This window comes from Pseudomonas petroselini (genome assembly GCF_045037875.1).
Classification (GTDB): domain Bacteria; phylum Pseudomonadota; class Gammaproteobacteria; order Pseudomonadales; family Pseudomonadaceae; genus Aquipseudomonas; species Aquipseudomonas petroselini.
Map to the genome: position 1 here is coordinate 2,914,912 of NZ_CP173614.1, position 25,199 is coordinate 2,940,110.

Here is a 25,199-nt window from a genome sequence, read left to right on the forward strand (position 1 = left end):
CCATGTACACGCTTTATGGCATCGACGAGTCCGGCTCCTGCATGATCGAAATCGCCCTGCAGCGCTGTGCGGTGCCGTGGCGCCGGGTAGACGCAGCCTCCTGGGCCGACGGCGAGGGCAGCGACGAACTGGCCCGCATCAACCCGCTCAAACAAGTGCCCACCCTTGTCACCCCCGACGGCCAGGTGCTGTCGGAAAGCGCCGCGATCCTGATCCACCTGGGCCTGGAGTTTCCCGCTTCTAACCTATTGGCCGGCAACCGCGCGCAGATCATTCGCGGCCTGGTGTACATCGCTGCCAATTGCTATTCGGCGATAGGCATCATCGACTACCCGCAACGCTGGCTGGGCGACGTCAACGAAACGGTGCAGGCGCAACTGGTCACCGGTACCCGGCGCTACCTGCACCAGGCCTGGGTGGTGTTCGCCGATCAGTTTGCCGACCAGTTGTTTGCCGCCAACAACGCGCCCAATGCGCTGGGCTTGATGGCGGCTGCAGTGTCGCGCTGGGACGAGGCGCGGGAGGCGTTGAATGGCCTGGCGCCAGGCTTCGCCCAGACACTCGCGCAAGTGGATGCCGACCCCCTCGTAGCGCCCGTATTTGCTCGGCATTGGCCGGAATGGAAGGTCTCATAATGTTTCCGCAATCAGTGGAAACAATGACAGCCACATCCACCAAACCCTTGCGTAGCGGGCGTCCTGACCTACGCTTTCTTAAAGTGGTGTAGGAATCATCCTTGAATTTGACTGTCGCAGACATGAAACTCAAGAACCCTGCATGGAATTTAAAGGAGGTGCGCATGCTCATCCGGTCGCTGACCCTGGCTACCTTGATGGCTTTTACGGGGCCGCTGTTGGCTGCTGATGATATCAACCCGCTCAAGCAGGACTTGGGCAAAGCCCGGCCGCTGGTGGTGGTGGAGCTTGATGCCGGCAACGACACCTTGGCGACCCTCAAGAAACAGTTGGACGAGCCTGCGACCAAGCAGTCCTTTGAAGAACGCAGCATGGTGTTCTACACCGTGAAGTTCGGCAGCATCGGTGCCGAAGGCGAGAAGTTCGCCAAGGACCCCAAGGACAACAAAAAGCTCACGCCGCCAGAAACCAACGCGCTGATACGCGCCCTCAAGCTGGGTGCGGGCAGCGGCACCAAGGTGATCCTGGTGGGCAAGGACGGCGAGAAGAAACTCGAGAAGACCGTGCCACCGGATACCCTCGACCTGAAGGAATTTTTCAGCGCTATCGACCAGATGCCGATGGCTGAAAAAGAAGCCGCCGCCGCCGCGGAACCTGAACCTGCAGCACCGCCGCCAGCCAAGGGCGCCAAGCCTGCCAAGCACGGCAGCAAGCCAGCCCCTCAGCCCCTCGACGACTGAAATACAAATCTCCAGGTGGGAGCTGCGGCGCCGCTCCCACGGTTGGATCCGCTGCGTCCTTAAGTCGGTGCCTTTTCCCCAACCGCCTTACGCACCGGAAACGGAAAGTAGAAAAACCGCAGGAACGCCACCCGCTTGATCACTTCCCCGATCAACAACGGCACCACCACCGCCACCACAAAACCGATGCAGGCCGCGATAAGCGCGGGCAGCCCCAGACGCTCCATCAGGTCGAAGGTCTTGTGTTGGATCTCACCGTGGAAGATCAGCAGGATCAGCGTCGACTGGCCGATGTAGGTCATCCCGCGCGTGATCAGCGCCGACACCATCAGCACCCGCGCCAGCGCCCAGCACGCGTACACCCCAATCACCGCCAGCAGGCTGGTCCACAGCCAGTGATCGTAGCGACGCTGCGCCAGGTCCATGGTGTCACCTCGGTAGAGGAACACGGCGGCAAACAGCACGACCGACACCAACAGGGTCAGCAGTGAACCCGCATGGGTGCGCAGCCAGTCCCGCAGCAAGTAGCCGTAGATGAAACAGGTGCTGCTGATCAGGGTGATATCCAGGCTGAACGGTAGGCCCGGCAGTACCCAAGTGCTACCGCCCAGGGTCACCGGCCGTTGCCAGAACCACGGCAGCGTCCAGATGCCGATCAGCAAGGGCACCAGCATTACCAGGCAACGCACGGCCAGCGGCAGGCGCTGGATCAGTCGGAGCACGACCCAACTGAACAGAATCGCCACCCAGAAGTGCGGCAAAAACCACAGCGCCTGCCACGGGATGGTGTCCACCGAGGCATACAGCACGCCGCCGATATCCGGCAGCAGCGGCTGGCCACGCAGGATACTGCGCACGATCACATAGGTGAGCATGGTGAAGAAAAACGGCTTGAGCAGGCCATCAGCCTTGCGCACGGCCATCTCCACAAAGGGTTGTTCAGGCTTGAAGAACACCCCGGACAAAAAGAAGAACAACGGCAAAATGAACGACGCCAGTATCGGATACAGCACGTCCGGCGAGGTGGCGACGAACCAGCTGTGTGCATACACGATCACCAGGATGCCGATGCCTTTGGCGATATCCATTTGAATCCAGCGATGTTTCATCTGAGTCGTCCCGATCGATCGTTCATGCCTTGCGCCACGGCTTCAGCCACAGCCCCATCCCGAGCAACACCACGGCGCCGGCCAGGGTGCTCAGCCCCAATTGCAGCCACACGCCCTCAATCCGAAACAGCGCCAACGCCGCCGCGCCCATCAGCACGCCACTGAGCAACCATTGCCGCGCCCAGGGCAGGGCACCCAGCAAGCCCTGGCGTTGCATCAACAGCAACGCGGTGCAGAGCACTCCCGCCAGGGCCGCCAACGGAATGCCCGCCAGCCCGAATACAAACGGCAGTACCCCCAGCAACAGCACATTGACCAGGCTACCGAGCAGCTCGCAGCGCAGTGGTTGGCGTGTGTCACCGGCGGCGTAGGCATAACGTGCAAGCAGGGCGTTCCAGGCGCCGAATACCAGCGGCACGGCAAACCAGGCCAGCAGCAGCGGCAACGGTGAGTCCAGCGATTGTGCGGGCAGCAGCAACGCCACCAGGCTCGGGGCCGCCGCCACCAGGCCCACGCCGGCGGGCAGGGTCAGCACGCTGGCGGTCTCCAGGCCACGCTTGAGCAGGGCCAGGCGCTCATCGCCCTGGCGGCGGCTCATCATGCCCAGCAGCACCTGGTTGAGGCTCATCAGCGCAATCAGCGGCAGGTTCATCAACTTGCGCGCCAGGTTGACCCAGGTCACCGCGCCTTCGCCCAGTAACGACGCCACCAGCCGTTCGATCAACGCCAATCCTTGGCTGGCACCATTGCTCAATAACAAGGGACCGATGCGTTGGCCCAATTCCCGCAGCGGCGCCAACGACAGCTGCCAATGCCACGGCCGCCAGCCCTGGCGCCACATCGATGGCAACAGCGCCAACGGCATCAACAGGCTGCCCGCTAGACAGGCCAGCGCCAGCGAATGCGGTTGGGTGGCGGTGCCGGCCAGTGCGAGGTAGGTCACCGGCGGCAGGTTAAACAACAACGAGCCCAAGCCCGCCAGCACAAAACGTTCGCTGGCCTGCAAAGGAATGCTGAACAGCGCATGCAGCATCAGCCCCGGCACGCACCAGGCGACAATCTGCAAGTTATTGCTGGCGAGCGACGTGGCACTGGCCGCCAGGCCCGGCCCGAGCAATTGCACCAGCCACGGCGCCAACAGTGTCAGCAGCAGGCTGGTGACCAGCGCGATCAGCAGCAACGCCGGGAACAACACCGCCAACCAGCCTAGTCGCTCATTGTCCTTGCGCGCCAGGTACAGCGGCAGCGCAGCGGCGCTCAGCACGCCGCCGGCCAATGACATGCGCAGCGCCTCCGGTAAAAACAGGGCGATCAGGAACGCATCGCTGCGTTCTCCTGCGCCCCAGGCCGCCACCAGCAGCCATTCACGGGCAAAGCCCAGGCACAGGCCGAGCAGCGTCGCCAGCGTCAGCCAGACGGCGGAGCCCAGCATCAGGGCTGCGCGCCATCAAGCGCGGATTCGCGAACGGCCACGCTTTTCACCTGCGGCAGGCGCGCCGGAAACAGTCGCCGCGCCTCCAGCACATTGATCCCGACCATCAGCCAGAACAGCGCAACCATCACCACCGCAAAGCTGAAGTAATGGTCGAACAGACCGCTGACCAGCGCCGAGAGAATCCCGGCGGTGGTGCCCAGCCACAGTGCATTGTCCTTGGTCAGGCGGATCGGGCCGCTGTCCGGGCGCGCTTCACGCCACCAGCGTACGGTCACCGCCACAAAGAACAGCATGCCGACGATGCCGGTCTTGTAGATGAAGTTCAGCCACAGGTTGGAGATGCCCAACAAGTCGGTGCCCGGCACCGGCGGGTCGACCTTGAAACCGATGCCGAACGGATACGCCAACACCGCCTGCGGGAACATGCGGTATTCGTCGAAACGCACTTCGGTACTGGCGTTGCTCGAGGAAAAAATCGTCGCCAGGCGTTCCTGCAACGGTGGATACGCGATCACCAGCGCCACCGTCAGCGCCGCGCCGATCATCAGCAAACGCCCGGTGTATGGCACCCGGCGCGTGGCCATCCACAGCAGCACCAGCGCCAGGCTGACCATCGCGCCACGGCTACTGGCCAGCAGCAACGCCGCCGCGCCGAGGCAGGCCACGCTCAGCCCCAATGCGCGCTTCCAGCCTTGCTCGGTCATGCCGAAGCAAAAGGCCAGGGGCAGCAGCAACGCCATGATCCCGCCGATGGCATTCGGGTGCATCCACGGTGAGCCCATGCGCGAAGACATGGCCTCCAGGCCGAATTTCAGCATGTCGAAGTTGCCGTAATTGAACAGCGCCAGGATCGGCGCGATACCGGCCCCGGAGCGTGTGCGCACGAACACCGCGATCGACAGCACCAGCATCGCCAGGCTGCCCAGCAGCAAGGCGATCACCAGGGATTCGCGGTGCTTGTGGTCCACCAGCAATTTGGCGCAGAGGAACACCGACGACAGGCTCAGCAACCAGCGCAACCAATTGGCCACGCCGCTGGTGTCGGCGTGGATGGTGACCTGGCCGACGATAAACGGGAACACGCTGAACAGCATCAGCCACAACAGCATCTGGTCGGTGGGGCGGCGGGTGAGGCTCGGTGGGTCGGGCAGGCGTGTCAGCAAGTTGTGCCACAGCACCGCGCCCCAGGTCAGCGCCAGGATGGCTTCGCTGACGGTGCTGCGAATGCCCAGGTTGACGGTGGAGTACGGCATGAACGTGGCGACCAGGGCAAACAGCAACAGGCCCCAGAACGGAAAGCGCAGGATGGTCACTGCCCCGGCCAGGCCGATCACGGCGAGGAACGCCTTGGCCGGTGACAGCAGCAGGGCGAGGGCGCCAAACAGCAGCCCAAAGAGGATCGCGACGAGACTGGGCAGGTTCACGTTCACGTCAGCTCCTTGATCAGTTCGGCCAGGCGCCGTTGATAAGCGTGATGGTTGAAGCGTTCCGCCCATTGCCGGTGTTGCTCGGGCGATGCTTCATCGGCCTGTTCGCTCAGGCTGACCATCAACTGCGTCAACGCCGGGCCATCGGTGGGCGAAAAACGCGGTGCCGACGGTGGCGTGATCTCATCCAGCGACGTGCCGCTGGCCACCGCCACCGGGGTGCCGACGCTCAGGGCTTCGATCACCGGCAGGCCAAAGCCTTCGGCGTACGACGGTTGCCACAAGCGGGAGGCCCGGCGGTACAGCGCGTGCAGTTCGGCATCCGACACGCCACTCAGCGCGCGAATGCCCGGCAGTGCGCGCTGTGCTTCAGGCAGATGGTCGAGGCTGCCCACCAGCACCAACTCCGGCACGGTGGGGGACTGACGCCGCGCCTGTTGCCAGGCCTCCACCAGGAACGGCACGTTCTTGCGCAGCTCGCGGGTGCCCACCAGCAACCAATAGCGCTCGGGCAATTGCCGTGCGTTGAGGTCCGCTGCCAGTGCGGAAAAACCATCGACCTGGTTGGGCAGCACGCGAATCTTGCCGGCTGCCTTGGGGAACAACCGCGCGGTTTCATCGGCGCTGTACTGCGACGGCGTCCACACCCGGTCGGCGCTGTGCACCGCGTAGGCAATCGACAGGCGATCGCTGGTCTTGTAGATCAGCGCCTTCAAACGGTTGGCGTGGTAGTTGTTCAGGGTGATCTGGAACAGGTCGTGCAACAGCACCACGGTGCGCAGCCCCTTCGGCTTGGGCGGCAAGGGCAGGCCCATGTTGAAGGTGCTGATGTACAGATCGATATGCTGCTCACGCAAGGCACGCGGTAGAAAACCGGCCTCGAAACGCAGGCGATTCTGCGGCTGGTGCATGGCGGTCTTGGCACAGCCCCAGGCCGGGCAGTGGGCCTGCAAGCGGGTTTCATCGCCCAGGGGCGCCACGGTAAACCGCTCAAGCTCAATGCCCGGCAAGCTGTGCAGGGCGCTTTCCAGCGCGTACACCTGGCGGCTGATGCCCGATTGCGGCGAGGTGCCGACGGTGCGGTAATCCAGGCCTACACGCATGCGGGCTCCTTTTGATTTTGCGGTGAAAGGGCGGCGTACACCGTTTCCAGTTGGCTGGCGGCGACGCTCCAGTCATGGGCGCGACGCACATAGGCGCGGCCGGCTTCGCCCATGGGCGCGGCGGCATCGGGAAATTGCAGCAGGCGCACCACGGCATCCGCCAGCTTGGCGGCGGTTTGGCCGCCGAGGTAGTCCAGGCCTTCCACCAGGTCCAGCCCCGATACACCTTGCTCGGTACTCGCCAGCGGCAAGCCGGCCGCCAGCGCTTCGAGCACCTTGAGCTTGGAACCGCCGCCATGGCGCAACGGCGCCAGAAACACCGAGGAACTCGATTGCAGGCTCAGCAGGTTGGGCACAAACCCCTGCCACTCAATGCGCGGGTCCTGCCAGCGTTCCCGCCAGCTGTCGGGCATGCCGAAGCCGCACACGCTCATGCGCGCGTCCGGGCAACGCTCCCAGACCTTGGGCAGGATCTCGTCCAGGGCCCACTCGATGGCGTCCACGTTGGGGGCGTATTCATAATTGCCGAGGAACAGCACGCGGCGTGCCGACGGGTCAGGGCGGGCGGCAGCGAAGTGGTCGCAGTCCACGCCGTTGACCACCACCGACACCGGTTTGCCGGCGATCTTTGCCAGGGTCTGTGCATCGCTGTCGGTCACTGCCACCACCTGCGTGGCCTGGCGCATCACGCGACGTTCCCAGCGGGTGTAGCGCCATTGATCGTAGCGAATGAATGGCAGCGACCAACCCGGCAAGCGGTCGTAGGTGGCGGCGCCAAGGGCTGATTCAACGTTGTGTTCCGTCAGCACAAAGGGTTGGGATTTACGCGCCAGCGCCGCTTCGTACGGCTGGAAGCTGTAGCTGTGCTCGATCTGCACCACGTCCCAGCGCTCACCCAGCAACCAATTGAAAGTGTCCTGCAATTCACCCGACAGCCCATTCACGCTGGCCAGCAGCGGGTAGGGCGCGAACAGCCCGGCCAGCAGCGTTGTGGCGCTGCGCAGCGGGCGGCGCGGCAGGATGATCAGTTGTTCGAGAAACGCTTCCAGCACCTTGCGGTCGGTGAGTGACACCGGGTGTTTGTCCTGCAGCAGCAGGGTGATCTGGTGCCCACGTGCGGCCAGGCTGCGCAGCAGATGGAACTGGCGCGTCTTGCCGCCGCTGGTGGCGGGCCAGGGTGAGTAGGGCAAAATCCACAGAATGCGCATGGCAGGCCTCACTCCCATAACAGAATTTGCAGGTTCGACTTGACCGGTACGGTCAGGCCATTGGTACCGCTCACCGGCGTTTGTGTGCCGCGCAGCGGGTCGTACAGGGTGGCGCTGGCCAGCCCCGGCAAGTGCGCGTTGCCACCCTGGGCTGACCAGAAAAACCACAGCTTGCGGCCGTCGGCGCGGGTCCAGCCGATGCTGAACAGGCCGCCCGGCAGTTGGTCGGCCACCGGCGGATCGCCCGGCGTGAGCTTCGGTCCGCTGACGTCGAGGAAATTCTTCAATGCGGTGTAGACGGGCTTGGGGTTAGTGTCGATATCCAACAAGCCATAGGACTGATCACGGATGCTGGCGCGCTGGTCCAGGTCGCTCAAGGTGAACAGGAAGATCTTGTCGTAATCCATCGCACTCATCAGCGCCAGGCGGCGAACCACGTAGTCGGCCTGTGCCTGGGGCGTGATGATGTCCTGGGCGTCTTTGGGCCCCTTGTAGGTTGACCAGCCCCACTCGGTGCTCCACAGGGTGTTCACGCCGCCGTTGCGCAGGGCCTGGTTGAGCTGGGTGGTCTTGGCGATGAAGTCCAGGTTGGCCGGGTCGTTGCCTTCGGGCAATTGGGTGTAGGGGTGATAGGACACCACCGTATTCAGGCTGGCCACGCCCAGCGCGCCCAACGCGTCGAACATGGTCTGGCCATTGGGCATTTCGCTGAAAAACGCCATGCCGGCGGCCACCACGGGCTTGTTCGGGTTTACCACCCGCAACGCTTGGGTGGTGGCGGTGAGCAGTTTGGCGTAACCCGCCGGGTCTGCCGCCGGGCGCCAGAAACCCAGCAGGTTCGGTTCGTTCCAGACTTGCCAGGCATCGACGCTGGGATAGCGCTGGGACAGCAACGCCATGCGGTTGGCGAACACGTTGGGGTCTTTCGGTGGGTACTGGTCCGGGTACATCGACAGCGGCGGGGCACTGGTGATAAAACGCGCCGAACCAACCAGGTAAAACACCGACTTGATTTGGTTCTGTTGCAGCTTGCCTACCAGTTCATCGAGGGTGGCGAGCTTGTATTGATTCTGCGCGGTCTCCAGCTGATCCCAGTGCAAATCCAGGCGTACCCACTCCAGGCCCAGGGCCTTGAGACGGTCGATCTGCTTCTGGTAGCGCTCGGGGCTGAACCACAAGAACTGCGCGTTCACCCCCAGGAAATCCTTCCACACCACCTCCTTGCTGCCCTTGAGCACATGGCTTTCGGCGTCCGCCTGGCGACCCCACAAAAATGCGCTGAGGCCCAGGGCCGCGACCACCGCGAAGGTGGCAAGGTAGGTGCGTTTACGTGCCATAGGTCGACCCTGCAATGGCTTCTTCGAAGAGCTGCTTGAATTTCTGCGCCGTCAACGGCCAAAGACGTTCGCGGCCAATCTCCCCGGCGCGTTCGGCCCAGTCCCTGGCCAATAGCGGCGTGCGTGCCAGGCGTAACAGCTGTTCGCTGAGCGCGGCCACATCACCTTCGGGGTAGATCGCACCGTTGCCGCTGGCGACTTCCTCGGCGAACGCGCGCGCATCGGAGGTGATCGCGCCGCGCCCGCAGGCGGTGGCCCAGGACAACGCGCCGCTGGTGCCGCGCTGGCGCCCCAGCAGGCCGAGTTTTTTCGATTCGCGATACGGCAGTACCATCACATGGTGCGCCTGGATGGTCTGGGCAATTTCATCGGCGGGCAGGTTCAGCCGCCAGTCGATGCAACCGGTCAGGCCCAGCGCGGCGATCTGCGCGGTCAACTGCTCCAGGTAGTTACCGCCCGCGCCAAACGCCATTTCCGCGGCGGTGCCACCGGCCAGGGTCAGGCGCACGCGGTCGCGCAATTCGGGGGCTTGCTTGAACACATCCGCCAGGGCCTGCACCAGATCTTCGATGCCTTTGCCACGGTAAATAAACCCAAAGTACAGCAGGTGCAGCGTGTCGAGCGACGGCAACAGTGCCGGTGGAACGGCGAGGTTGGCGTGGTTGATCACCGCCACTTTGCCGGCAGGCAATTGCATGCGCTGGCTCAGGCAGTCGGCGCCCAGGCGGGTGAGGGTCACCAGCCGGGTCAGCCCCTTGGCAACCTGGCGTTCTTCGCGCAAGGTCAGGGGGTCGGCCAGCACCACGGCGGCCTGGGGCAACGGGCTGGGCAGGCGCTCCAGCAGGTTCAGCGGAAACGGCAGGTGCTCACGCCGCCACACCATGCGCTCCGGGTCATGCACGGTGGCCGTCAATGGCAATCGGGGGTACGCCTTGCGCAGTTCACGCAAGGCCAGGAATTCCCCCAGCCGCCCACCGCCCAGCTCGGCGTGTACCAGGTCGACGGCTTGCCAGTCGAACGCGCGGATGGCTGGCTGGATCGCCTCGGAGTTGCCCGCGACACCGGCCAACGGCGTCAGCACCGTCACACCAAGGTGTTCCAAGGCCGTGCGGAAATGGTTCGCGTAGTCGGCGATCCCGTTTTTCTCCGGCGGCAAGGGTGCGAGCAGGGCGATCCGCATCAGAACGCCCCCCGGTATTTACCGATGGTCTGCAGCACCTTGCTCGGCACTTCGAACTTGCGCCGATTGATGATGATGCCGTCCACCTTGCCGAACGCGGTGTTGAGGATCGACAGCGCATGCTCGACCACCGGTACGGTACTTTTGCGCGCTTCCACCACCAGCCCGATCAGGTCGGCGCGGCGCAGCGCGATAAACGCTTCGCGGTTGTCCAGCAGGGCCGAGGCGTCCAGCAGCACCACTTCACCCGGTGCAGCCGGCTCCAACCCGCCCACGCGCACATTGACGCCATTCTCACGCAGCAGTTGGCGCAGTTGCTCGACCACAAAGGTCACCCCTTCGCCGTGGCGTGCCGACGTCAGCCCCAGCACCAGGCCCTCTTCGGCGATGCGGTCGGGCTGCAGCAAACTGTACAGCCGGTAGATGCTCGCATTGAACGCGTTGGCGCTTTGCGCGGTGGTGGTGTCCAGCTCCGGCAGGGTGGTCCACAGCGGCAGGCCGAACTTGCGTTCCACCAGGCCACCGTCGTGAATGCGCTGGTCGAGCAAGTAGCACAGGTAGATCACCAGCAAGCCGACGACGATGGCAAATGGGATCGCCAGGAACAGCATCACCAGGGTTTTCGGGAAGATCCGGCCCGGGTTCAGGGTGGCTTCTTCGATCACGGCGATGTTGCTGATCTGGCTGTTGTCCAGCTCGCGGTCGATGCGCGATTTTTCCAGGTTGTCCACGTACAGCGCGTAGTTGCGCTCGGTGGTGTTCAGCTCGCGGGAGAGGCGCGCCAGTTCGGGTTCGATTTCCAGGGCTTGCTTGCGTTCCGCTTCGAGGTTCAGCAGTTGTTTTTGCTGTTGGACCAGTTGGGTACGCAGCGCCTGGTTGTTGCTGGTTTCGTCCAGCAGCACGCGCTGCAAGTGGATCTCCAGGGTGTTCGGCGCACGGTTCTCCGAGGCTTGCACCGTGTTGCTCTCGCTGTTGACTTGCACCTGCATCGCACGAATCGACGCATCCAGGGCTTTGACCGGCGGCGCGTTGTCGGTGTAGGTGCGCATCATGTCGGCCTTTTCCAGCAGCTTCTGGTTAAGCAGGCGACGCAAATCCTGCTGCTGCGGGTTCAGTGCGATCTGGCGCACCGTGGTGACTTCCTTGGGCTGGCCCTTTAGCTGGCCGCGCGTGCTCTGGATGGCGCTGTCGGACGAAGCGATCAGTCGCGTGGTGTTGAAGGTCTCGCCGCGCAGCACGTTGATGCGCTCGGACAGGTCTTCCAAACGGTCGGTGATGCTGGCTGCGCCGATCTCATTCAGGTGGATGAGGATCTGCTGCTTGTAGCTCTTGATCTCAGTGGCGCTGTTGGCCGCCTGGCCTTCGTAGAAGGCGTACAGGCTCTTGCGGCCCAGGGCCTGGGTGCGTTCGTTGATGTAGGTTTCGACCCAATCCTTGACCACCGCCTGGGCGATCTCCGGGTCGCCCCACTTGAAGCTGATGTCCATCACCGTGGAACCGGCGGCGTGGCTCACCTCAAAGTTTTTTTCAAGGCCGGCAGCCAGGCGTTCCACCGGGGTGGTTTTCTCAACCACACCGACGGTTTCCAGCACCACGCGGATGCCGTCGAACACCGCCCCCACGCCGCTCTTGACGTAGTATTTGGTGCGCTTCCAGAAGCCTTCCGGCGGCGGCGCGTTGTCGATCACTTCCAGGTAATGTTCAGCCACTGCGCGCACGATGGGGCGACCGGTGAGCAAACGCTCCTCGTCGACAATCGGGTCACGCTGGGTGCTGGGCATCACCAGCGCCTGGCGGTTGCTGATCTCGATCGGCAGGGTCGAATCACGCCCCGGTTTCACCAACAGCCGCGCAGTGGATTCGTACTTGGCCGGCAGCAGGAACGCCCCCAGCAGGATGATCACCAGCGCGGCAATCGCCGCCAGTTTGAACTCGTGCCGGAAGATGAAGAACAAGCGCAGAAGATCACGAAAAGAACGGATCTCGATCATTGGGATGTCGCTCCTTTAGTTGTTGCCGCCGCTGGTTCGGGTGTAGTTGTAGCCAACCCCAATGGACTTGGTGAACGGGATCAGTTGGTTCATGTAGGTGTCCACCCCTTGGATCCGCTCGCCCACGTTCGACTTGGGCACGAACACCACATCGCCACGTTGCAGGTGCACGGGTTTGCGGCCATTGGGGCCGGTGTTGAGCAGTTGGCTGAAGTCCAGGAAATACGCGCGATACGCGCCCTGGGCGTCTTCGCGCAGCAGGGCGACCATGCTGGCATTGCCTGCCGGGCTGACCCCGCCGGCACCGATAATCGCCTGCTCCAGGGTGTTGGCCGTGGCGATTTGCACCGCCGTCGGGTTGTTCACCGCGCCGCCGACAATGATTGAACTGGCGGGCGCCTGGTTGATGTTCACCGTCACGCGTGGCTCGCGGTACACCGGGGCGAGCTTGCTGGTCAGCTCCGTGGCCAGCTCCGAAGGCTGGCGCCCGGCGACCTGGATCGGCCCCAGGAACGGGTAGTTGATCTTGCCGTCGGTCTGCACGGTGTACAGCGTCAGCTCGTAGATGGTGCTGACGTTGAACGCCGACAGCGTCGGCATCTCGCCGGCATCGCGCACGATGCGCAACTGGTCGCCGATGCGGATGCGCTCCACCGCCGGTGGCAGCTGGGCAAGCTGGTCGAGGGCGCGCTTGCCGGCCTCGACGGTGTCGCTGTCCGGCGGGACGATGCGCGCCGGTGTATTGCAGGCGGCCAGGGCCATCATGGCCAAGACGAGCAGGGTTTGTTTCATCAAGGGGGACTTCCTGTAGGTCATGATGCTCACCTCCAATAACCGGGAAACATGCTGATGCGCCGCTTGAGGGCGAGGGGGAGGCGACGCTCCAGATGGCCCAGCCGATAGCCGAGCAGTTTGAACGCACTGCGCACCAGCACTTCGGGGACGCGGTGCAAGGCGCCGGCCTTGCGCAAGGCTGCGAGTTCGGCCAGCACATAGCGCTTGCCTTCGCCCCCCGCATCGCCAAAGGCCTGCTTGATCCACGGCTCGCGGCCATAGAACACACCAATGTCGAAGTAGCGGTGAAACTCATCCATGAGCTTGTAATCGTGGGAGTGATGCACCAGCGCCGTGGCGGCGTAGCGCACCTTGTAGCCGTCGAGCAGCATGCGCGCCGCCACGAAAGCGTCTTCGCTGCCGATCACGTCGGCGGGGAAACCGCCCACCGCTTGCAGCACGCTGCGCCGGTACACGGAAAACGAGTCGGAACTGAAGCAGGTCTTGATCCCCAGTTCCGGCGCATCGGCCAGGCTTTTGCTGCGGCTCTGTTCCGGGTAGTTGAAGTGCCGCGATTGCGCGCCCAGCACTCCCGCATCGGGGTGGGGCAACTGGCGCCCGTAGGCCACGCCGTTGAGTGGGTCCTGCTGCAACTCCGCGAGCAGGTTGGCGAAGGTTTCCGGGGTGGCGGGGATCGCGTCCTGGGTCATCACGATCAACGCGTCGCCGCTCACCTGTTCGCTGGCCCAGCGCCGGGTGCCGCCGTGGTTGAAGTCGCGCGCGTCGATCACCTCGACCCGTGCACCAAACGCGCGAAAGCGCGCCACGGTGTCATCGCTGGAGGCGCTGTCCACCACCAGCGTTTCGTCAGGTTGCAGGGTTTGCATCTTCAGCGCCGGCAGCAAGCGGGCCAGGTGGCTGGAGGCGTTACGGGTCGGGATGATCAGTGAGGTGCGCATGTCATTTTTTCACGTCTGCCGGGGCGCGCCCGTAGATGTCGTCGAAGCGCACGATGTCGTCCTCGCCCAGGTACTCGCCGCTCTGCACCTCGATCATCACCAGGTCGATGATGCCGGGGTTGGTCAGCCGGTGTTTGTGCCCGGCCGGGATGTAGGTGGACTCGTTGGCGTTGATCAAAAACTCACGCTCGCCGTTGGTGATCTGCGCCGCGCCGCTGACCACCACCCAGTGTTCGCTGCGGTGGTGATGCATTTGCAGCGACAACGACGCCTGGGGCTTGACCACGATGCGCTTGATCTTGAAGCGACTGCTTTCCTCCAGCACGGTGTAGGTGCCCCACGGCCGTGTGACGGTGCGGTGCAGGCTGTACGCCGGATGGTTCTGACGCTTGAGCTCGGCAACGATGTAGCGCACGTCCTGGCTGCGGTGGGCGTCGGCGATCAATAGCGCATCGGGGGTGTCGACGATGATCAGGTCGCGCACGCCCACGGCGCCGAGTACGCGCTTGGGCGAGTCGATGTAGCAGTTGTGCACGTCATGCAAAATCGCTTCGCCATTGACCTGGTTGCCATGCGCATCGCTGGGGGTGAGCTGGCGCAGGGCCTCCCACGAGCCGATATCGCTCCAGCCGATATCGCAGGGCACCACGGCGACTTGCTTGGACTTCTCCATCAGCGCCACGTCGATGGACACATCCGGCGCACTGCCGAATGCTTCCGAGTCGAGTTCACGCTGGCGTGAGGTTTTGTTTTGCAGGCTCTGGCTGTGGTCCAGCGCGGCGCGGGCGGATTCCAGCACGTCGGGGGCGTGGGCGGCGAGTTCCTCCACCAGGGTGCTGGCCTTGAAGCAGAACATGCCGGCGTTCCACAGGTGCTTGCCGCCGTCGAGGTAGCCCTGGGCCGTGGCCAAGTCGGGTTTTTCCACGAAGCGCTTGACCCGGTTGCCGGTGCTCAGCGGCTCGCCCTGTTCGATATAGCCAAAGCCGGTTTCCGCGTGATCGGGCTGGATGCCGAAGGTCACCAGGTAGCCGGCTTCGGCGAGGTCGCGGGCCTGGGCCACGGCCTCGGCGAACGCCACTTCATTGAGGATCAGATGGTCGGCGGGCATCACCAGCAACTGCGCCTCACCACCGAAATGTTCCTGCACATGCAGCGCCGCCACGGCAATCGCCGCTGCCGTATTACGCCCGAACGGTTCCAGCAGCAGGTCCAGTGGCAGATGGGCCTTGTTGACCAGGCGGTAGTCATCCAGGGTGCGGAACAGCAGGTCGCGGTTGGTCACCGTCAACACGCTTTCCACGCCGGGCAGTTTGGCCGCGCGCTGGAAGGTTTTCTGCAGCAGGCTCTGGCCATCGCGCATGCGCATGAACGGCTTGGGCATGTTCTGCCGCGATACCGGCCACAGCCGCGTGCCCGAACCACCGGAAATGATGCAGGGAATTAATCCGTTGAGTGTGTTCATCAATACACTTCCTTGGTGGAAAGGACGGCGGGGACCGTCATGAAGACGATGTACAAGTCAAACCACACCGACCACTTGGAGATGTACTCCAAGTCGTACTCGACACGTTTCTGGATCTTGAACAGGGTGTCGGTCTCGCCCCGGTAACCATTGATCTGCGCCCAGCCGGTGATACCTGGTTTTACCCGGTGCCGTGAGCTGTATTCGCTCACCGCCACCTCGAAGGGAACGCCTGCCGCCTTGGTCGCGGTGGCATGCGGGCGCGGGCCGACCATGGACATGTTGCCCAGCAGCACGTTGAACAGCTGTGGCAGCTCGTCGATGCTGGTCTTGCGGATGATGCGGCCCACGCGGGTGATGCGCGGATCTTCGCGGGTGGTCTGGCGTTCGGCGGTGAAGTCGCTCTGGTCGGTGTACATCGAGCGGAATTTGAACACGCGGATTTCGTTGTCGTTGTAGCCATAGCGGTTCTGGCGAAACAGCACCGGGCCCTTGGAGTCGAGCTTGATCGCAATCGCCGTCGCCAGCATCACTGGTGACAGGCACACCAGCGCCAGGCTGGCCAACAGTAAGTCCTCACAGCGTTTGATCACCGGCGACCAGCCGCGCAGCGGCAACTGCGAGGTGTTGAACATCAAGATGCCGCCCACATCGGTGATCTTGCTATGGCCGTAGCGCAGGGCAGCCATGTCCGGCACCAGCATGACATTCACCGACAGCTGCCGCAGGCGGTTGACCAGCCCGTGGATGCGCTGCTCGGCGGCCCAGGGCAGGCAGATCATCACCTGATTGACCTGCTCGGCGCGGATCAGCTTTTCCAGGTCACGGGTGTTGCCCAGCAGGGGCAGGTTGCTCAGTTCCTTGGGAATGCGCTCGGTGCGGTCGTCGATAAACCCCACCAACCCAGAGCGGATATCACCGTTGCGCTGCAGGTGATCGGCGACATGCACGGCGGTGTCGGTAAACCCCAGGATCACCGTGCGTTGCAGGTATTTGCCGGCGCGCATCAGCCGGCTGTACAGGCGCAGCATCACCAGGCGCTCAAGGCAAAACAAGCCCAGGCTGGCGATGTACCAGACCACCAGGTTACGCGGGGTCAATTGCGGGAAAAACTGCAGGATCTGGTACATGAACAACAGAATGCAAAACGCCGCGGTCCAGGCCTTGATCTTGATTTTCAGGCGCAGGCGGTTGCTGAACAATTCCTCGGAATAGATGCCCAGGGCCTGGAACAGAATAATGGTCAGGACCGCGAAAAAAACCAGCAGGCCCAGGAAGTGGGCGCGCAGCTCGGGGTCCAACGGGTCCAGGACGAACACCAGGACCAGTGGGGGTAAAATGGCACTCAGGCCGTGGATCAACTTGACGAATACAACAAAGAACTCAACAAAACCGGCGCGCGTTAAAAACAGGCTGTCGACGGACGACTTATCTCGCATATAAACATCCCTCATTGCACTCCAGATTCCACTGTTCGGCTATTGGCTCAATAAGGCGGCGAGCCGCTTTAGAACGTAGGCCGAACGACTACTCTGGGTAATACGCAACTTTCCAATTCAAATGCATGATTCAAAAACAACTATCCATTTGAATTGATCTTGCGGGGGTAGTGACTAAAGGAGTGTTCCTTATGTGCTTAGTCAACGAATTGACGATGATGCGGGAGTGGCGTGCTAGATAGGTTAACCGGTATTTTTTGAGGCATTTTATTGACGTTCCTTGTCTGGACACTCAGTCATTGGGTGTGTTTTTGAGTGTAGGAACAAATGCAGGATTTTGCCTGCTTAAAGGCAAAACCTTTTTCAAAACGAGGTAGAAAGGGGGGACAAAGAGGGTGTGGCAGTGCGCACTTAGTGCCCTGCCACCGGGGCTTTCGCCGGATCAGAAGTTGCCTTTCAAACTCACTGTAAAATTGCGTGGTTCACCGTAGAAGTTGCCCCAGGAGGCGTTGCCGACCGTGTTGTAATAGCTTTTGTCGAACAAATTGTTGCTGTTGAGTGCCATGGTCCAGGCATCCTGGCGCAGCCGTCTTAATTGATAATGTTTCGCACCACATGGTCGTTGGGCGTAACCCTTCGCAAGTGCCGCAGCGCAATGTATCCAGCACAATTTTTTGTCCGCCCTGGGTGCACGGACTAATCTGCAGGCTTTTCCCGGTGGAAGGCTTGAGCATGATCGACCTGGCGACCCTGGCGGTTTTTTCCGGTGCTGTGCTGTTGTTGCTGTTGTCCCCGGGGCCGAACATGGCCTTTGTGATCAGCCATGGCGTCACCCACGGTTGGCGCGGGGGGATGGCATCGGCCCTGGGTATCGGCGTGGCCGACGTGCTGTTGACGGCCTTGACCGCTACTGGGGTGACGGCGTTGGTTGCCAGTTGGCCGCCATCCTTTGACGTGATTCGGTATGCGGGGGTGGTCTACCTGTTGTGGCTGGTGTTCAAGACCTTGCAGAAAAGCCCTGGGTCGGACGCGGCGCACATCAACCGCGTGCCCTTGGGCCGGGTGTTTCTGCAGGCCATGCTTAATAGCCTGCTCAACCCCAAGGCGTTGTTGTTTTTTGTGGTGTTTTTGCCGCAGTTTGTACGTCCGGAAGCAGGGGCCATTGCGGTGCAGTTGATGGTGCTTGGGGGGGTGTTGACCTTGATTGCAGCTGTATTTCATGTGCTGCTGGGTATTTTTGGGGGGGCGCTGAGGCGGTTTTTTGCTGGTCGCTCAGAAGGCGCCTGGCTACAGAAATGGGGCTTGGCGACGGTGCTGACGTTACTGGCGGTGCGTTTGGCGGTGATGTCTCGGCCTGCGTGACTTGAGAGCACGGCTTAGCCAAATGTGGGAGCTGGCTAGCGTGCGATGTGGGCACCTCGGTGTGTGAGGTTCACCGTGGACCTGTGGCGAGGGAGCTTGCTCCCGCGGGCCGACCGCAATCTGACTGTTGCACCGCGATCAAAATGTGGGAGTGGGCTTGCCCGCGAAGGCGGCCTGGCGGGCTATGTGGGTGTTGGGTCAGACCGGGTACATATCCGTTATTTAGGTCACGGCTGCTATGGGTTCCGCCCTTACGGCCATCCCTTTCAAGGTCTTTAGTAAAATCCCCTGAAATTTCATTCAGGGGTACCGAAAGATGTGGGCCGATGTTCTAGCGCGTTTCGAGAAAAAAGCACCTGCGAGCGTCATGGCCAAGTTGGCGCTCGAACAGGCTATTGCCCCTGAGTGGGTCGATCAGGTTTTCGAGGAGCATCGGCAACGGCAGTATTCTCGTGAGCTACTGTTCTCGACCATCATCAAGCTGATGTCCCTTGTTTCATTGGGCTTGAAGCCATCCCTGCACGCCGCCGCGCGGCAACTGGAAGATCTTCCTGTCAGCTTGGCGGCCCTTTACGACAAGATCAGTCGTACCGAGCCTGCTCTGTTGCGTGCCCTGGTTACCGGCTGTGCACAGCGCCTGACTCCAACCATCAGAGAGCTGGGCTGCACGGCGATGCTGCCGGGTTGGCAAGTTCGGGTAGTGGACGGTAATCACTTGGCATCCACTGAGAAACGCTTGGGGGCTTTACGTCAGGAGCGCGGCGCTGCTCGTCCCGGTTTTTCGGTGGTGGCCTACGACCCCGACCTGGATCAGGTCATCGACCTTCAGGCGTGTGAGGATGCCTATGCAAGCGAGCGCGTTTGTGTGCTGCCTCTATTGGCCAATGCCGAGCCAGGCCAAGTGTGGCTGGCTGATCGACTCTATTGCACGCTCCCGGTTATGGAGGCTTGTGAGCAGGTCCAAACCTCCTTTGTCATTCGTCAGCAAGCCAAGCATCCACGCTTGATTCAAGAGGGTGAGTGGCAAGAGCCAGTGCCTGTGGAAACAGGCACTGTGCGTGAGCAGATAATTCAGGTCAGAGGCGGTTACCAATGCCGGCGTGTCGAACTGACCCTTCATTCCCCAACGGACTCGGGTGACAGCAGCTTGATGTTCTGGAGCAATCTCCCCCAGAGCGTCAGTGCACAGCAGATCGCCGAACTCTATCGCCGCCGCTGGAGCATTGAAGGTATGTTCCAGCGACTGGAAGCAATCCTGGAAAGTGAAATCGAAACCCTTGGCAGCCCAAAGGCCGCCTTACTCGGGTTCGCTACTGCGGTATTGGCCTACAACGTCCTGGCCGTCCTCAAACGAAGCGTCGAGCAAGCTCATCGGGGTACCCAGCCTGAAGGATGGGAGGCCTCGATCTATCACTTGGCGATTCAGGTTAGAAGTGGTTATGAGGGAATGCAGATTGCGCTGCCCTCGGAACATCTTCCCGTCATTGCTCTGGAAAAACTGGCCCGGCGCTTACTGGAGCTGGCTAGAAACATCCAACCAAAACAAGTGGCGAAAAGCCCCCGCGGCCCCAAGGTGCCTAAGCCCAAAACATGGGTCCAAGGCACTGCGGTACATGCACATGTTTCAACCGACCGGGTAATCAAGGCTGCCAAAACGAAAAGACCTTGAAAGGGATGGCCCTTACGGCGGGTCACTTTTGGAAAGGCCCAAAAGTAACCAAAAGGCCACGCCCCCAACACTCGGCACCTCGCTCACGCTCGGTGTGCCCGTAATCCGACAGGTATTTGGGGGGCCGCCGCCACGCGCCATCCATGGCGCGGGGCGGCTAAACCGGCATCCCTGCCGGTTTACCCCCCAAATCCCTGTCGAATTCCGGCCAGCGTGTTTGACGGGGCGCCTGAGATCAAAAGCTAGATCAAGATCAAGAGCGGCTCGCTTCGCATCGTGGTTAGCGTGGGCTGCGTGTGGGTACCTGGGGTTATCGCCGGCGAGTCGGCGCTTGTAGGTGTTTTGCAGAATCAGCCTAACCGTGCAGCCGCGCGTGCGACGATCTCGCCGCGCACCCTGCGCGATTCGGTGGTGCGCTTGTTGGCTTCTTCCAGCACGTGCTGGGGCGCGGTGTCCGGGCGGCCGGAGTTGAAGGGGGGCGCCGGCGCGTATTCGATCTGCAATTGCACCAGCTGCGCCGCCGCTTCGCTGTACAGCTCGGCCGCCAGGCTCAGGGCGAAGTCGATGCCGGCGGTGATGCCGCCGCCGGTCAGCAGGTTGCCGTCACGCACCACGCGTGCCTGCACGGGGATGGCGCCGAGCGGGGCGAGCATGTCGTGGTAGGCCCAGTGTGTCGTCGCCTGGCGGCCACGCAGCAAACCCGCCGCGCCCAGTACCAGCGAGCCGGTGCACACCGAGGTCACGTAGCGCGCGGTTTGCGCCTGGGCCTTGAGGAAGTCCAGGGTCTGCGGGTCTTCCATCAGTGCGCCCACGCCGGAACCGCCGGGCACGCAGATCACATCCAGGCGTGGGCACTCGGCATAGGTCATGGTTGGGGTGAACACCAGGCCGGTGCTGGAGGTGACGGGTTCCAGGTCTTTCCACACCAAGTGCAGTTTCACATCCGGCAATGAACCCAGTACGTCATAAGGGCCGGTGAGGTCCAGCTGCTGGATGCCGGGGAACAACAGAAAGCCGATCTGCAAGGTCATGAATGAAGCTCCGTCAAAGGGGTGGACGGCTTCACTCTAGAGGCCTAGGCTTTGGCGAATACGCCATTGAGCCCACGAATCACGCCAATCATGCCTCGAATCGTCCACGTACTCGCTTTCGATAACGCCCAAGTGCTCGATGTCACCGGGCCGCTGCAAGTGTTCGCCTCCACCAATGACCTGGCGCGCCAGCGCGGCGAGCCCTTGCCGTATGCCGTCTCGGTGATCGCCGCGCAGGCGCAGCCGGTGATGACTTCCGCCGGTCTGGCGCTGGTGGCCGAGCCGCTGCCTGCCGTCGATACGCCGTGCGACACGCTGGTGATCGCAGGGGGCTGGGGTGTATACGGCGCCGCCGAAGACCCGGCGCTGGTCGATTGGGTGCGGGAAAAAGCCGAGCACACGCGGCGCATGGCGTCGGTGTGCACCGGCGCCTTCCTGCTGGCCGCCAGTGGCCTGCTCGACGGTTGCCGCGTGGCCACCCACTGGACGCGTTGCGAAGAGCTGGCGCGCAAGTTCCCCTCGTTGACGGTGGAGTCCAACCCGATTTTCATCCAGCAGGGCGCCGTCTGGACCTCCGCCGGTGTCACCGCCGGCATCGACCTGTGCCTGGCGCTGGTGGAAGAAGACCTGGGCCGCGCCGTGGCCCTGGAAGTGGCCCGGCACCTGGTGGTGTTCCTCAAGCGCCCCGGTGGCCAGTCGCAATTCAGCGTGACGCTGTCCCTGCAAAAAGATGACAACCGTTTCGCCGAGCTCCACGCCTGGATGGCCGAAAACCTGACGTTGGACCTGAATATTCCCACCCTGGCCGCGCAAGCGGGCATGAGCGAGCGCAGCTTCGTGCGCCATTACCGCGCCGAAACCGGCCAGACTCCGGCGCGTGCCGTCGAATTGATCCGCGTCGAAACCGCGCGCCGACAACTGGCCGACAGCACGGCGTCGATCAAACGCATCGCTGTGCAGTGCGGGTTTGGCTGTGAAGAGACGTTGCGGCGCAGCTTCCTGCGCGCGCTGGACGTGACGCCCCAGGCCTACCGCGAGCGCTTTTGTCAGCCGGCTTGAACGAAAACGTACACAGTGGGATCAAGGTGCTATGTTGGCGAACTACCCTCCGCAGTGATCGTCCTCCACTGCGCCGCTGTTCCCTTCGCCCCCCCGGCGTCACCTTGCTCATGAAACCATTGCCTGCGATCAGCGCTGATCCTCTGCGGGACGATTGCGCCAGCGAGCCTATTCATATTCCCGGTTCGATCCAGCCCCACGGGTTGCTGTTGACGCTCAGTGAGCCGACGCTGCGGGTGTTGCAGGCCAGCGCCAACGTCAGTACCGAGCTGGGCCTGGGCGCCGCGCCACTGTCCGGCCAGGCGCTGGGCAGTTTGATCGGCGCTGACGCGCTGGCCCAGGTACGGCTGGCGCTGGCGGACCTGGAGTCGGATGAAGACGAGTTGCATCAAGTGACGCTCAACGGCGAGCTGTTCGACGCGTTGCTGCATCGCCATCAGGGCCTGCTGTTTCTTGAATTGGAGCGTGCCGTAACGCCCCGGCATACCGCGGCCATGCGTGTTGCCCGGACCCTGCGCCGCCTGCAATCGGCGAAAAGCCTCGATGGGCTGTACCAGATCTGCGTCACCGAGATCCGCGCATTGACCGGCTACGACCGTGTCACCCTTTACCGCTTCGAGCAGGAAGGGCATGGCAAGGTCATCGGCGAATCCCTGAGCGATGGCATGCAGCCGTACCTGGGCCTGTGTTTCCCCGCCTCGGATATCCCACCCCAGGCCCGCGAACTTTACCGGCTGAACTGGATCCGCGTGATTCCCGACGCAGCCTACGAACCGGTGCCGATCTTGCCCGCGCTGCGCCCCGATAACGGCCGTCCGCTCGACCTCAGCTTCGCGGTGCTGCGCAGCGTCTCGCCCGTGCACTGCCAGTACCTGGAAAATATGGGCGTGCGCTCGTCGATGAGCATCTCCCTGCTCAAGGACGAGCAGCTCTGGGGCTTGATCACCTGCGGGCACCGCGAGCCCTTGCGTGTGCCCCATGAGTTGCGCACGGCCTGTACCAGCATCGGCCAGTTGCTGTCGATGCAGATCACCTTGCTGCAAGAGAAGGAAGCCCGCCGCCAGCAGCAGGAAAAAACCGGCATGATCGACGCGTTGGCTAACGCCATGGCGGGCGACAGCCTCGATGTGATGGAAAGCCTGCTGCCCCATGTGCAAACCCTGTTGAACCTGACCCTCGCCGACGGCCTGGCGATTCTGGTCGAGGAGCGCCTGCACTGCTTCGGGGTGTGCCCGACCGAGGCTGAAATACGCGCCCTGTACCCGTGGGTGCAAGCGCAAGGCAAAGGTGTCGTGGCCAGCCACCAGCTGGCTATCGACTTCCCGCCGGCCGCCGCCTACTCAGCGATCGCCAGTGGCTTGTTGGCCTTTCGTTTGCCTAAACCGGTGGACAACGCCGTGATGTGGTTTCGCCCTGAGCTGAAATCCACGGTGAACTGGAGCGGCCAGCCGATCAAGCATCAGGAGGCAGGTGCCAAGCCTTTGAGCCCGCGCCTGTCGTTTGAGCTGTGGAAGCAGCAGGTCGACGGCAAGGCCTTGGAATGGTCGGCCTCGGAACTGCTGGCGGTGGAGAGCCTGCGCCGCCATGCCCTTGAGCTTGACCTGGCGCGCCAGGTACAGCGCGAACATGCGGCTGTGCATGCACGCGATGAACTGGTGGCGGTGGTCTCCCACGACCTGCGCAGCCCGTTGACGATCCTGCTGATGCAATGCGGCATGATGCGCAAGCTGGTACCCGCCGACGACAGCAGGGCCAACCTGCGTCTGACCACGGCCATTGAAACCATGCAGAACGCCACGTCGCGCATGAATAACCTGCTGGAGGACCTGATCGACATTTCGCGCATCGAAGCCGGGCGTTACCAGGTCGCCCTGCAACCGCTGGAAGTTAAGGCGACCCTCGATCAGCTCGGCTTGATGTGGCACCCGCTGGCGGCAGCCAAGGGTATCAACCTGACCTGGCGTGCTGAGCCGGGATTACACATCCAGGCCGATCCGGAGCGGTTGTTCCAGGTATTTTCCAACCTGCTCGGTAATGCCCTGAAGTTTACTGACGTGGGGGGCGCCATCGAAGTGATCGCCCAAGCGGCGGACGACGAGGTGCTGTTTCGCGTGTGTGACAACGGGGTGGGCATCAGCGCGGCGCAATTGCCCTACATTTTCGAACGCTACTGGACGTCCCGCGAAGGTAACCCTACCGGCAGCGGGCTGGGATTGTATATCTCCCATGGCATTATCCAGGCCCATGGCGGCACGCTCTGGGCCGAGAGCGTGGCGGGGCAGGGCAGCGTGTTCAGCTTCAGGATCCCGGCGGCGCCTTAGGGCCGGTCGAGTAACTCAATGATCGCCGCGAGGGTCACTTGCGGCGCTTCCTGAGGCATATTGTGGCCCACGCCCGGCAACACCTGGCGCCGGTAAAACCCGCTGAAATGCTCGACGTCATCATCCACCTCGGGCGGCGGACCTACACCGTCATCGGCGCCGCACAACGAAATGCTCGGCACCGAAATCGTCGGTTGCAGTGCCAGGGCCTGCTCGATGGATTCCAACGCTGGGTCGCCGGGCGCATACATGAAACGGTGGCGATAGGAGTGAATCACCACCTCGACAAAGTCCGGGTTATCGAACGACGCCGCCGTCTGGTCATACAGGCCCGGCCCTTCGGCCCAGGACGGCGACCACAGTGACCACAATAGCTTGCAGAGCTCACGGCGGTTGGCAGTCAAACCGTCGACACCGCGCTGGGTGTGAAAGTAGAACTGGTACCACAAGCGATGCTCCGTCGCAGGCGTGCGTGGCGTGAGGGATTTGCCGATGTCCTGGATGTTGTAGCCATCGCCGGTCACCAACCCACGCACCCGTTCGGGCCACAGCGCCGCGACGATACACGCGGCACGCCCACCCCAGTCATAGCCGGCGAGGGTGGCTTGCGCAATGCCCAGCGCATCCATGAACTCCAGCAGGTCCTTGGCCAACGCTGCCTGCTGCCCGGAACGCATCACCTGCTCATTGATAAACCGCGTCGGGCCATAACCGCGCAGATACGGCACCCACACCCGACAACCGCGCGCGGCCAGCACCGGCGCGATCTCGTCATAGGCGCGCGGGTCGTAGGGGAAGCCATGCAGCAGGATCACCGGCGCACCGTCGGCAGGGCCGTGGGCTTCATACGCCATGTCGAGCATGGAAGTGCGTACGGAGTACAGGGGGAAGGCGGTGGTCATGGTGGGCTCCTTTCAGGTGCTGGAACGCTAGCCGATGGGCGTGACGGGCTGGCGCA

21 protein-coding genes are annotated in these 25,199 nt (G+C 62.7%); 6 read left to right on the forward strand and 15 right to left on the reverse strand.

Annotation, left to right across the window (positions count from 1 at the left end; translation table 11 throughout):
- Positions 1 to 2: 2 nt before the first annotated feature.
- Together ACI512_RS13710 and ACI512_RS13715 are read left to right on the forward strand one after the other, a co-directional pair.
- Complete coding sequence (locus ACI512_RS13710; RefSeq protein WP_012723314.1) at positions 3 to 635, forward strand: glutathione S-transferase N-terminal domain-containing protein; 633 nt, start codon at positions 3 to 5, stop codon at positions 633 to 635.
- 164 nt (positions 636 to 799) lie between these two features.
- Positions 800 to 1,375: a DUF4174 domain-containing protein gene (locus ACI512_RS13715; RefSeq protein WP_043205117.1), complete on the forward strand. Its 576-nt coding sequence runs from the start codon at positions 800 to 802 to the stop codon at positions 1,373 to 1,375.
- 59 nt (positions 1,376 to 1,434) lie between these two features.
- Here the strand turns inward: ACI512_RS13715 and ACI512_RS13720 are convergent, their stop codons facing one another.
- The 13 genes from ACI512_RS13720 to ACI512_RS13780 all read right to left on the reverse strand — a co-directional run bounded on the left by ACI512_RS13720 (position 1,435) and on the right by ACI512_RS13780 (position 17,364).
- The gene (locus tag ACI512_RS13720) at positions 1,435 to 2,484 is read right to left on the reverse strand and encodes an acyltransferase family protein (protein WP_236380968.1); all 1,050 of its coding nucleotides are present in this window, start codon (positions 2,482 to 2,484) and stop codon (positions 1,435 to 1,437) included.
- Between the two features lie 22 nt (positions 2,485 to 2,506).
- Positions 2,507 to 3,916, reverse strand: coding sequence for a lipid II flippase MurJ (locus tag ACI512_RS13725; protein WP_236380966.1), 1,410 nt, complete (start codon positions 3,914 to 3,916; stop codon positions 2,507 to 2,509).
- Positions 3,916 to 5,343: an O-antigen ligase gene (locus ACI512_RS13730; RefSeq protein WP_236380978.1), complete on the reverse strand. Its 1,428-nt coding sequence runs from the start codon at positions 5,341 to 5,343 to the stop codon at positions 3,916 to 3,918. Before ACI512_RS13730 ends, ACI512_RS13725 begins: the two co-directional genes overlap by 1 nt.
- 2 nt (positions 5,344 to 5,345) lie before the next feature.
- On the reverse strand, positions 5,346 to 6,449 hold the full coding sequence (locus ACI512_RS13735; protein WP_236380964.1) for a glycosyltransferase family 1 protein: 1,104 nt from the start codon (positions 6,447 to 6,449) through the stop codon (positions 5,346 to 5,348).
- The gene (locus tag ACI512_RS13740) at positions 6,440 to 7,657 is read right to left on the reverse strand and encodes a glycosyltransferase family 4 protein (RefSeq protein ID WP_064052980.1); all 1,218 of its coding nucleotides are present in this window, start codon (positions 7,655 to 7,657) and stop codon (positions 6,440 to 6,442) included. The genes ACI512_RS13735 and ACI512_RS13740 overlap by 10 nt, the downstream gene beginning before the upstream one ends.
- Positions 7,658 to 7,665: 8 nt before the next feature.
- Complete coding sequence (locus ACI512_RS13745) at positions 7,666 to 8,994, reverse strand: GH39 family glycosyl hydrolase (RefSeq protein ID WP_236380962.1); 1,329 nt, start codon at positions 8,992 to 8,994, stop codon at positions 7,666 to 7,668.
- Positions 8,984 to 10,174, reverse strand: a complete 1,191-nt coding sequence (locus ACI512_RS13750; protein WP_231808640.1) for a glycosyltransferase — start codon at positions 10,172 to 10,174, stop codon at positions 8,984 to 8,986. Before ACI512_RS13750 ends, ACI512_RS13745 begins: the two co-directional genes overlap by 11 nt.
- On the reverse strand, positions 10,174 to 12,165 hold the full coding sequence (locus ACI512_RS13755; RefSeq protein WP_236380961.1) for an exopolysaccharide transport family protein: 1,992 nt from the start codon (positions 12,163 to 12,165) through the stop codon (positions 10,174 to 10,176). Before ACI512_RS13755 ends, ACI512_RS13750 begins: the two co-directional genes overlap by 1 nt.
- 15 nt (positions 12,166 to 12,180) lie before the next feature.
- A complete protein-coding gene (locus ACI512_RS13760) occupies positions 12,181 to 12,957 on the reverse strand; it encodes a polysaccharide biosynthesis/export family protein (protein ID WP_231808638.1) in 777 nt (258 codons plus the stop codon).
- 29 nt (positions 12,958 to 12,986) lie between these two features.
- Positions 12,987 to 13,898, reverse strand: coding sequence for a glycosyltransferase family 2 protein (locus ACI512_RS13765; RefSeq protein WP_012723325.1), 912 nt, complete (start codon positions 13,896 to 13,898; stop codon positions 12,987 to 12,989).
- Between the two features lies 1 nt (position 13,899).
- The gene (locus tag ACI512_RS13770; protein ID WP_012723326.1) at positions 13,900 to 15,360 is read right to left on the reverse strand and encodes a mannose-1-phosphate guanylyltransferase/mannose-6-phosphate isomerase; all 1,461 of its coding nucleotides are present in this window, start codon (positions 15,358 to 15,360) and stop codon (positions 13,900 to 13,902) included.
- On the reverse strand, positions 15,360 to 16,799 hold the full coding sequence (locus ACI512_RS13775; RefSeq protein ID WP_012723327.1) for an undecaprenyl-phosphate glucose phosphotransferase: 1,440 nt from the start codon (positions 16,797 to 16,799) through the stop codon (positions 15,360 to 15,362). The genes ACI512_RS13770 and ACI512_RS13775 overlap by 1 nt, the downstream gene beginning before the upstream one ends.
- A 442-nt stretch (positions 16,800 to 17,241) precedes the next feature.
- A complete protein-coding gene (locus tag ACI512_RS13780; RefSeq protein WP_329616124.1) occupies positions 17,242 to 17,364 on the reverse strand; it encodes a hypothetical protein in 123 nt (40 codons plus the stop codon).
- Positions 17,365 to 17,531: 167 nt separating this feature from the next.
- On the opposite strand from ACI512_RS13780, the gene ACI512_RS13785 reads away from it, so the two are divergent.
- Both ACI512_RS13785 and ACI512_RS13790 read left to right on the forward strand, forming a co-directional pair.
- The gene (locus tag ACI512_RS13785) at positions 17,532 to 18,161 is read left to right on the forward strand and encodes a LysE family translocator (protein WP_405121843.1); all 630 of its coding nucleotides are present in this window, start codon (positions 17,532 to 17,534) and stop codon (positions 18,159 to 18,161) included.
- Between the two features lie 367 nt (positions 18,162 to 18,528).
- Entirely contained in the window at positions 18,529 to 19,830 is a 1,302-nt protein-coding gene (locus ACI512_RS13790) for an IS4 family transposase (RefSeq protein ID WP_082893840.1), read from the forward strand.
- Positions 19,831 to 20,180: 350 nt separating this feature from the next.
- Here ACI512_RS13790 and ACI512_RS13795 read toward each other — a convergent pair whose 3' ends face one another.
- Complete coding sequence (locus ACI512_RS13795) at positions 20,181 to 20,861, reverse strand: DJ-1/PfpI family protein (protein WP_012723329.1); 681 nt, start codon at positions 20,859 to 20,861, stop codon at positions 20,181 to 20,183.
- Positions 20,862 to 20,951: 90 nt separating this feature from the next.
- Between ACI512_RS13795 and ACI512_RS13800 the strand changes: the two genes are divergently transcribed.
- Positions 20,952 to 21,920, forward strand: coding sequence for a GlxA family transcriptional regulator (locus ACI512_RS13800; RefSeq protein WP_231808850.1), 969 nt, complete (start codon positions 20,952 to 20,954; stop codon positions 21,918 to 21,920).
- A 110-nt stretch (positions 21,921 to 22,030) separates the two neighbouring features.
- The gene (locus ACI512_RS13805) at positions 22,031 to 24,241 is read left to right on the forward strand and encodes an ATP-binding protein (RefSeq protein ID WP_236381416.1); all 2,211 of its coding nucleotides are present in this window, start codon (positions 22,031 to 22,033) and stop codon (positions 24,239 to 24,241) included.
- Here the strand turns inward: ACI512_RS13805 and ACI512_RS13810 are convergent.
- Complete coding sequence (locus tag ACI512_RS13810; RefSeq protein ID WP_236381417.1) at positions 24,238 to 25,143, reverse strand: alpha/beta fold hydrolase; 906 nt, start codon at positions 25,141 to 25,143, stop codon at positions 24,238 to 24,240. The two genes, ACI512_RS13805 and ACI512_RS13810, sit on opposite strands and share 4 nt — an antisense overlap.
- Positions 25,144 to 25,199: the final 56 nt, after the last annotated feature.

What these genes read in the sequence shown, in the direction of transcription:
- ACI512_RS13710 (WP_012723314.1), top strand. Translation starts at nt 3, where the DNA reads ATGTACACGCTTTATGGCATCGACGAGTCCGGCTCCTGCATGATCGAA.
- ACI512_RS13715 (WP_043205117.1), top strand. Translation starts at nt 800, where the DNA reads ATGCTCATCCGGTCGCTGACCCTGGCTACCTTGATGGCTTTTACGGGG.
- ACI512_RS13720 (WP_236380968.1), bottom strand. Translation starts at nt 2,484, where the DNA reads ATGAAACATCGCTGGATTCAAATGGATATCGCCAAAGGCATCGGCATC.
- ACI512_RS13725 (WP_236380966.1), bottom strand. Translation starts at nt 3,916, where the DNA reads ATGCTGGGCTCCGCCGTCTGGCTGACGCTGGCGACGCTGCTCGGCCTG.
- ACI512_RS13735 (WP_236380964.1), bottom strand. Translation starts at nt 6,449, where the DNA reads ATGCGTGTAGGCCTGGATTACCGCACCGTCGGCACCTCGCCGCAATCG.
- ACI512_RS13740 (WP_064052980.1), bottom strand. Translation starts at nt 7,657, where the DNA reads ATGCGCATTCTGTGGATTTTGCCCTACTCACCCTGGCCCGCCACCAGC.
- ACI512_RS13745 (WP_236380962.1), bottom strand. Translation starts at nt 8,994, where the DNA reads ATGGCACGTAAACGCACCTACCTTGCCACCTTCGCGGTGGTCGCGGCC.
- ACI512_RS13750 (WP_231808640.1), bottom strand. Translation starts at nt 10,174, where the DNA reads ATGCGGATCGCCCTGCTCGCACCCTTGCCGCCGGAGAAAAACGGGATC.
- ACI512_RS13755 (WP_236380961.1), bottom strand. Translation starts at nt 12,165, where the DNA reads ATGATCGAGATCCGTTCTTTTCGTGATCTTCTGCGCTTGTTCTTCATC.
- ACI512_RS13760 (WP_231808638.1), bottom strand. Translation starts at nt 12,957, where the DNA reads ATGAAACAAACCCTGCTCGTCTTGGCCATGATGGCCCTGGCCGCCTGC.
- ACI512_RS13765 (WP_012723325.1), bottom strand. Translation starts at nt 13,898, where the DNA reads ATGCGCACCTCACTGATCATCCCGACCCGTAACGCCTCCAGCCACCTG.
- ACI512_RS13770 (WP_012723326.1), bottom strand. Translation starts at nt 15,360, where the DNA reads ATGAACACACTCAACGGATTAATTCCCTGCATCATTTCCGGTGGTTCG.
- ACI512_RS13775 (WP_012723327.1), bottom strand. Translation starts at nt 16,799, where the DNA reads ATGCGAGATAAGTCGTCCGTCGACAGCCTGTTTTTAACGCGCGCCGGT.
- ACI512_RS13780 (WP_329616124.1), bottom strand. Translation starts at nt 17,364, where the DNA reads ATGGCACTCAACAGCAACAATTTGTTCGACAAAAGCTATTACAACACG.
- ACI512_RS13785 (WP_405121843.1), top strand. Translation starts at nt 17,532, where the DNA reads ATGATCGACCTGGCGACCCTGGCGGTTTTTTCCGGTGCTGTGCTGTTG.
- ACI512_RS13790 (WP_082893840.1), top strand. Translation starts at nt 18,529, where the DNA reads ATGGCCAAGTTGGCGCTCGAACAGGCTATTGCCCCTGAGTGGGTCGAT.
- ACI512_RS13795 (WP_012723329.1), bottom strand. Translation starts at nt 20,861, where the DNA reads ATGACCTTGCAGATCGGCTTTCTGTTGTTCCCCGGCATCCAGCAGCTG.
- ACI512_RS13800 (WP_231808850.1), top strand. Translation starts at nt 20,952, where the DNA reads ATGCCTCGAATCGTCCACGTACTCGCTTTCGATAACGCCCAAGTGCTC.
- ACI512_RS13805 (WP_236381416.1), top strand. Translation starts at nt 22,031, where the DNA reads ATGAAACCATTGCCTGCGATCAGCGCTGATCCTCTGCGGGACGATTGC.
- ACI512_RS13810 (WP_236381417.1), bottom strand. Translation starts at nt 25,143, where the DNA reads ATGACCACCGCCTTCCCCCTGTACTCCGTACGCACTTCCATGCTCGAC.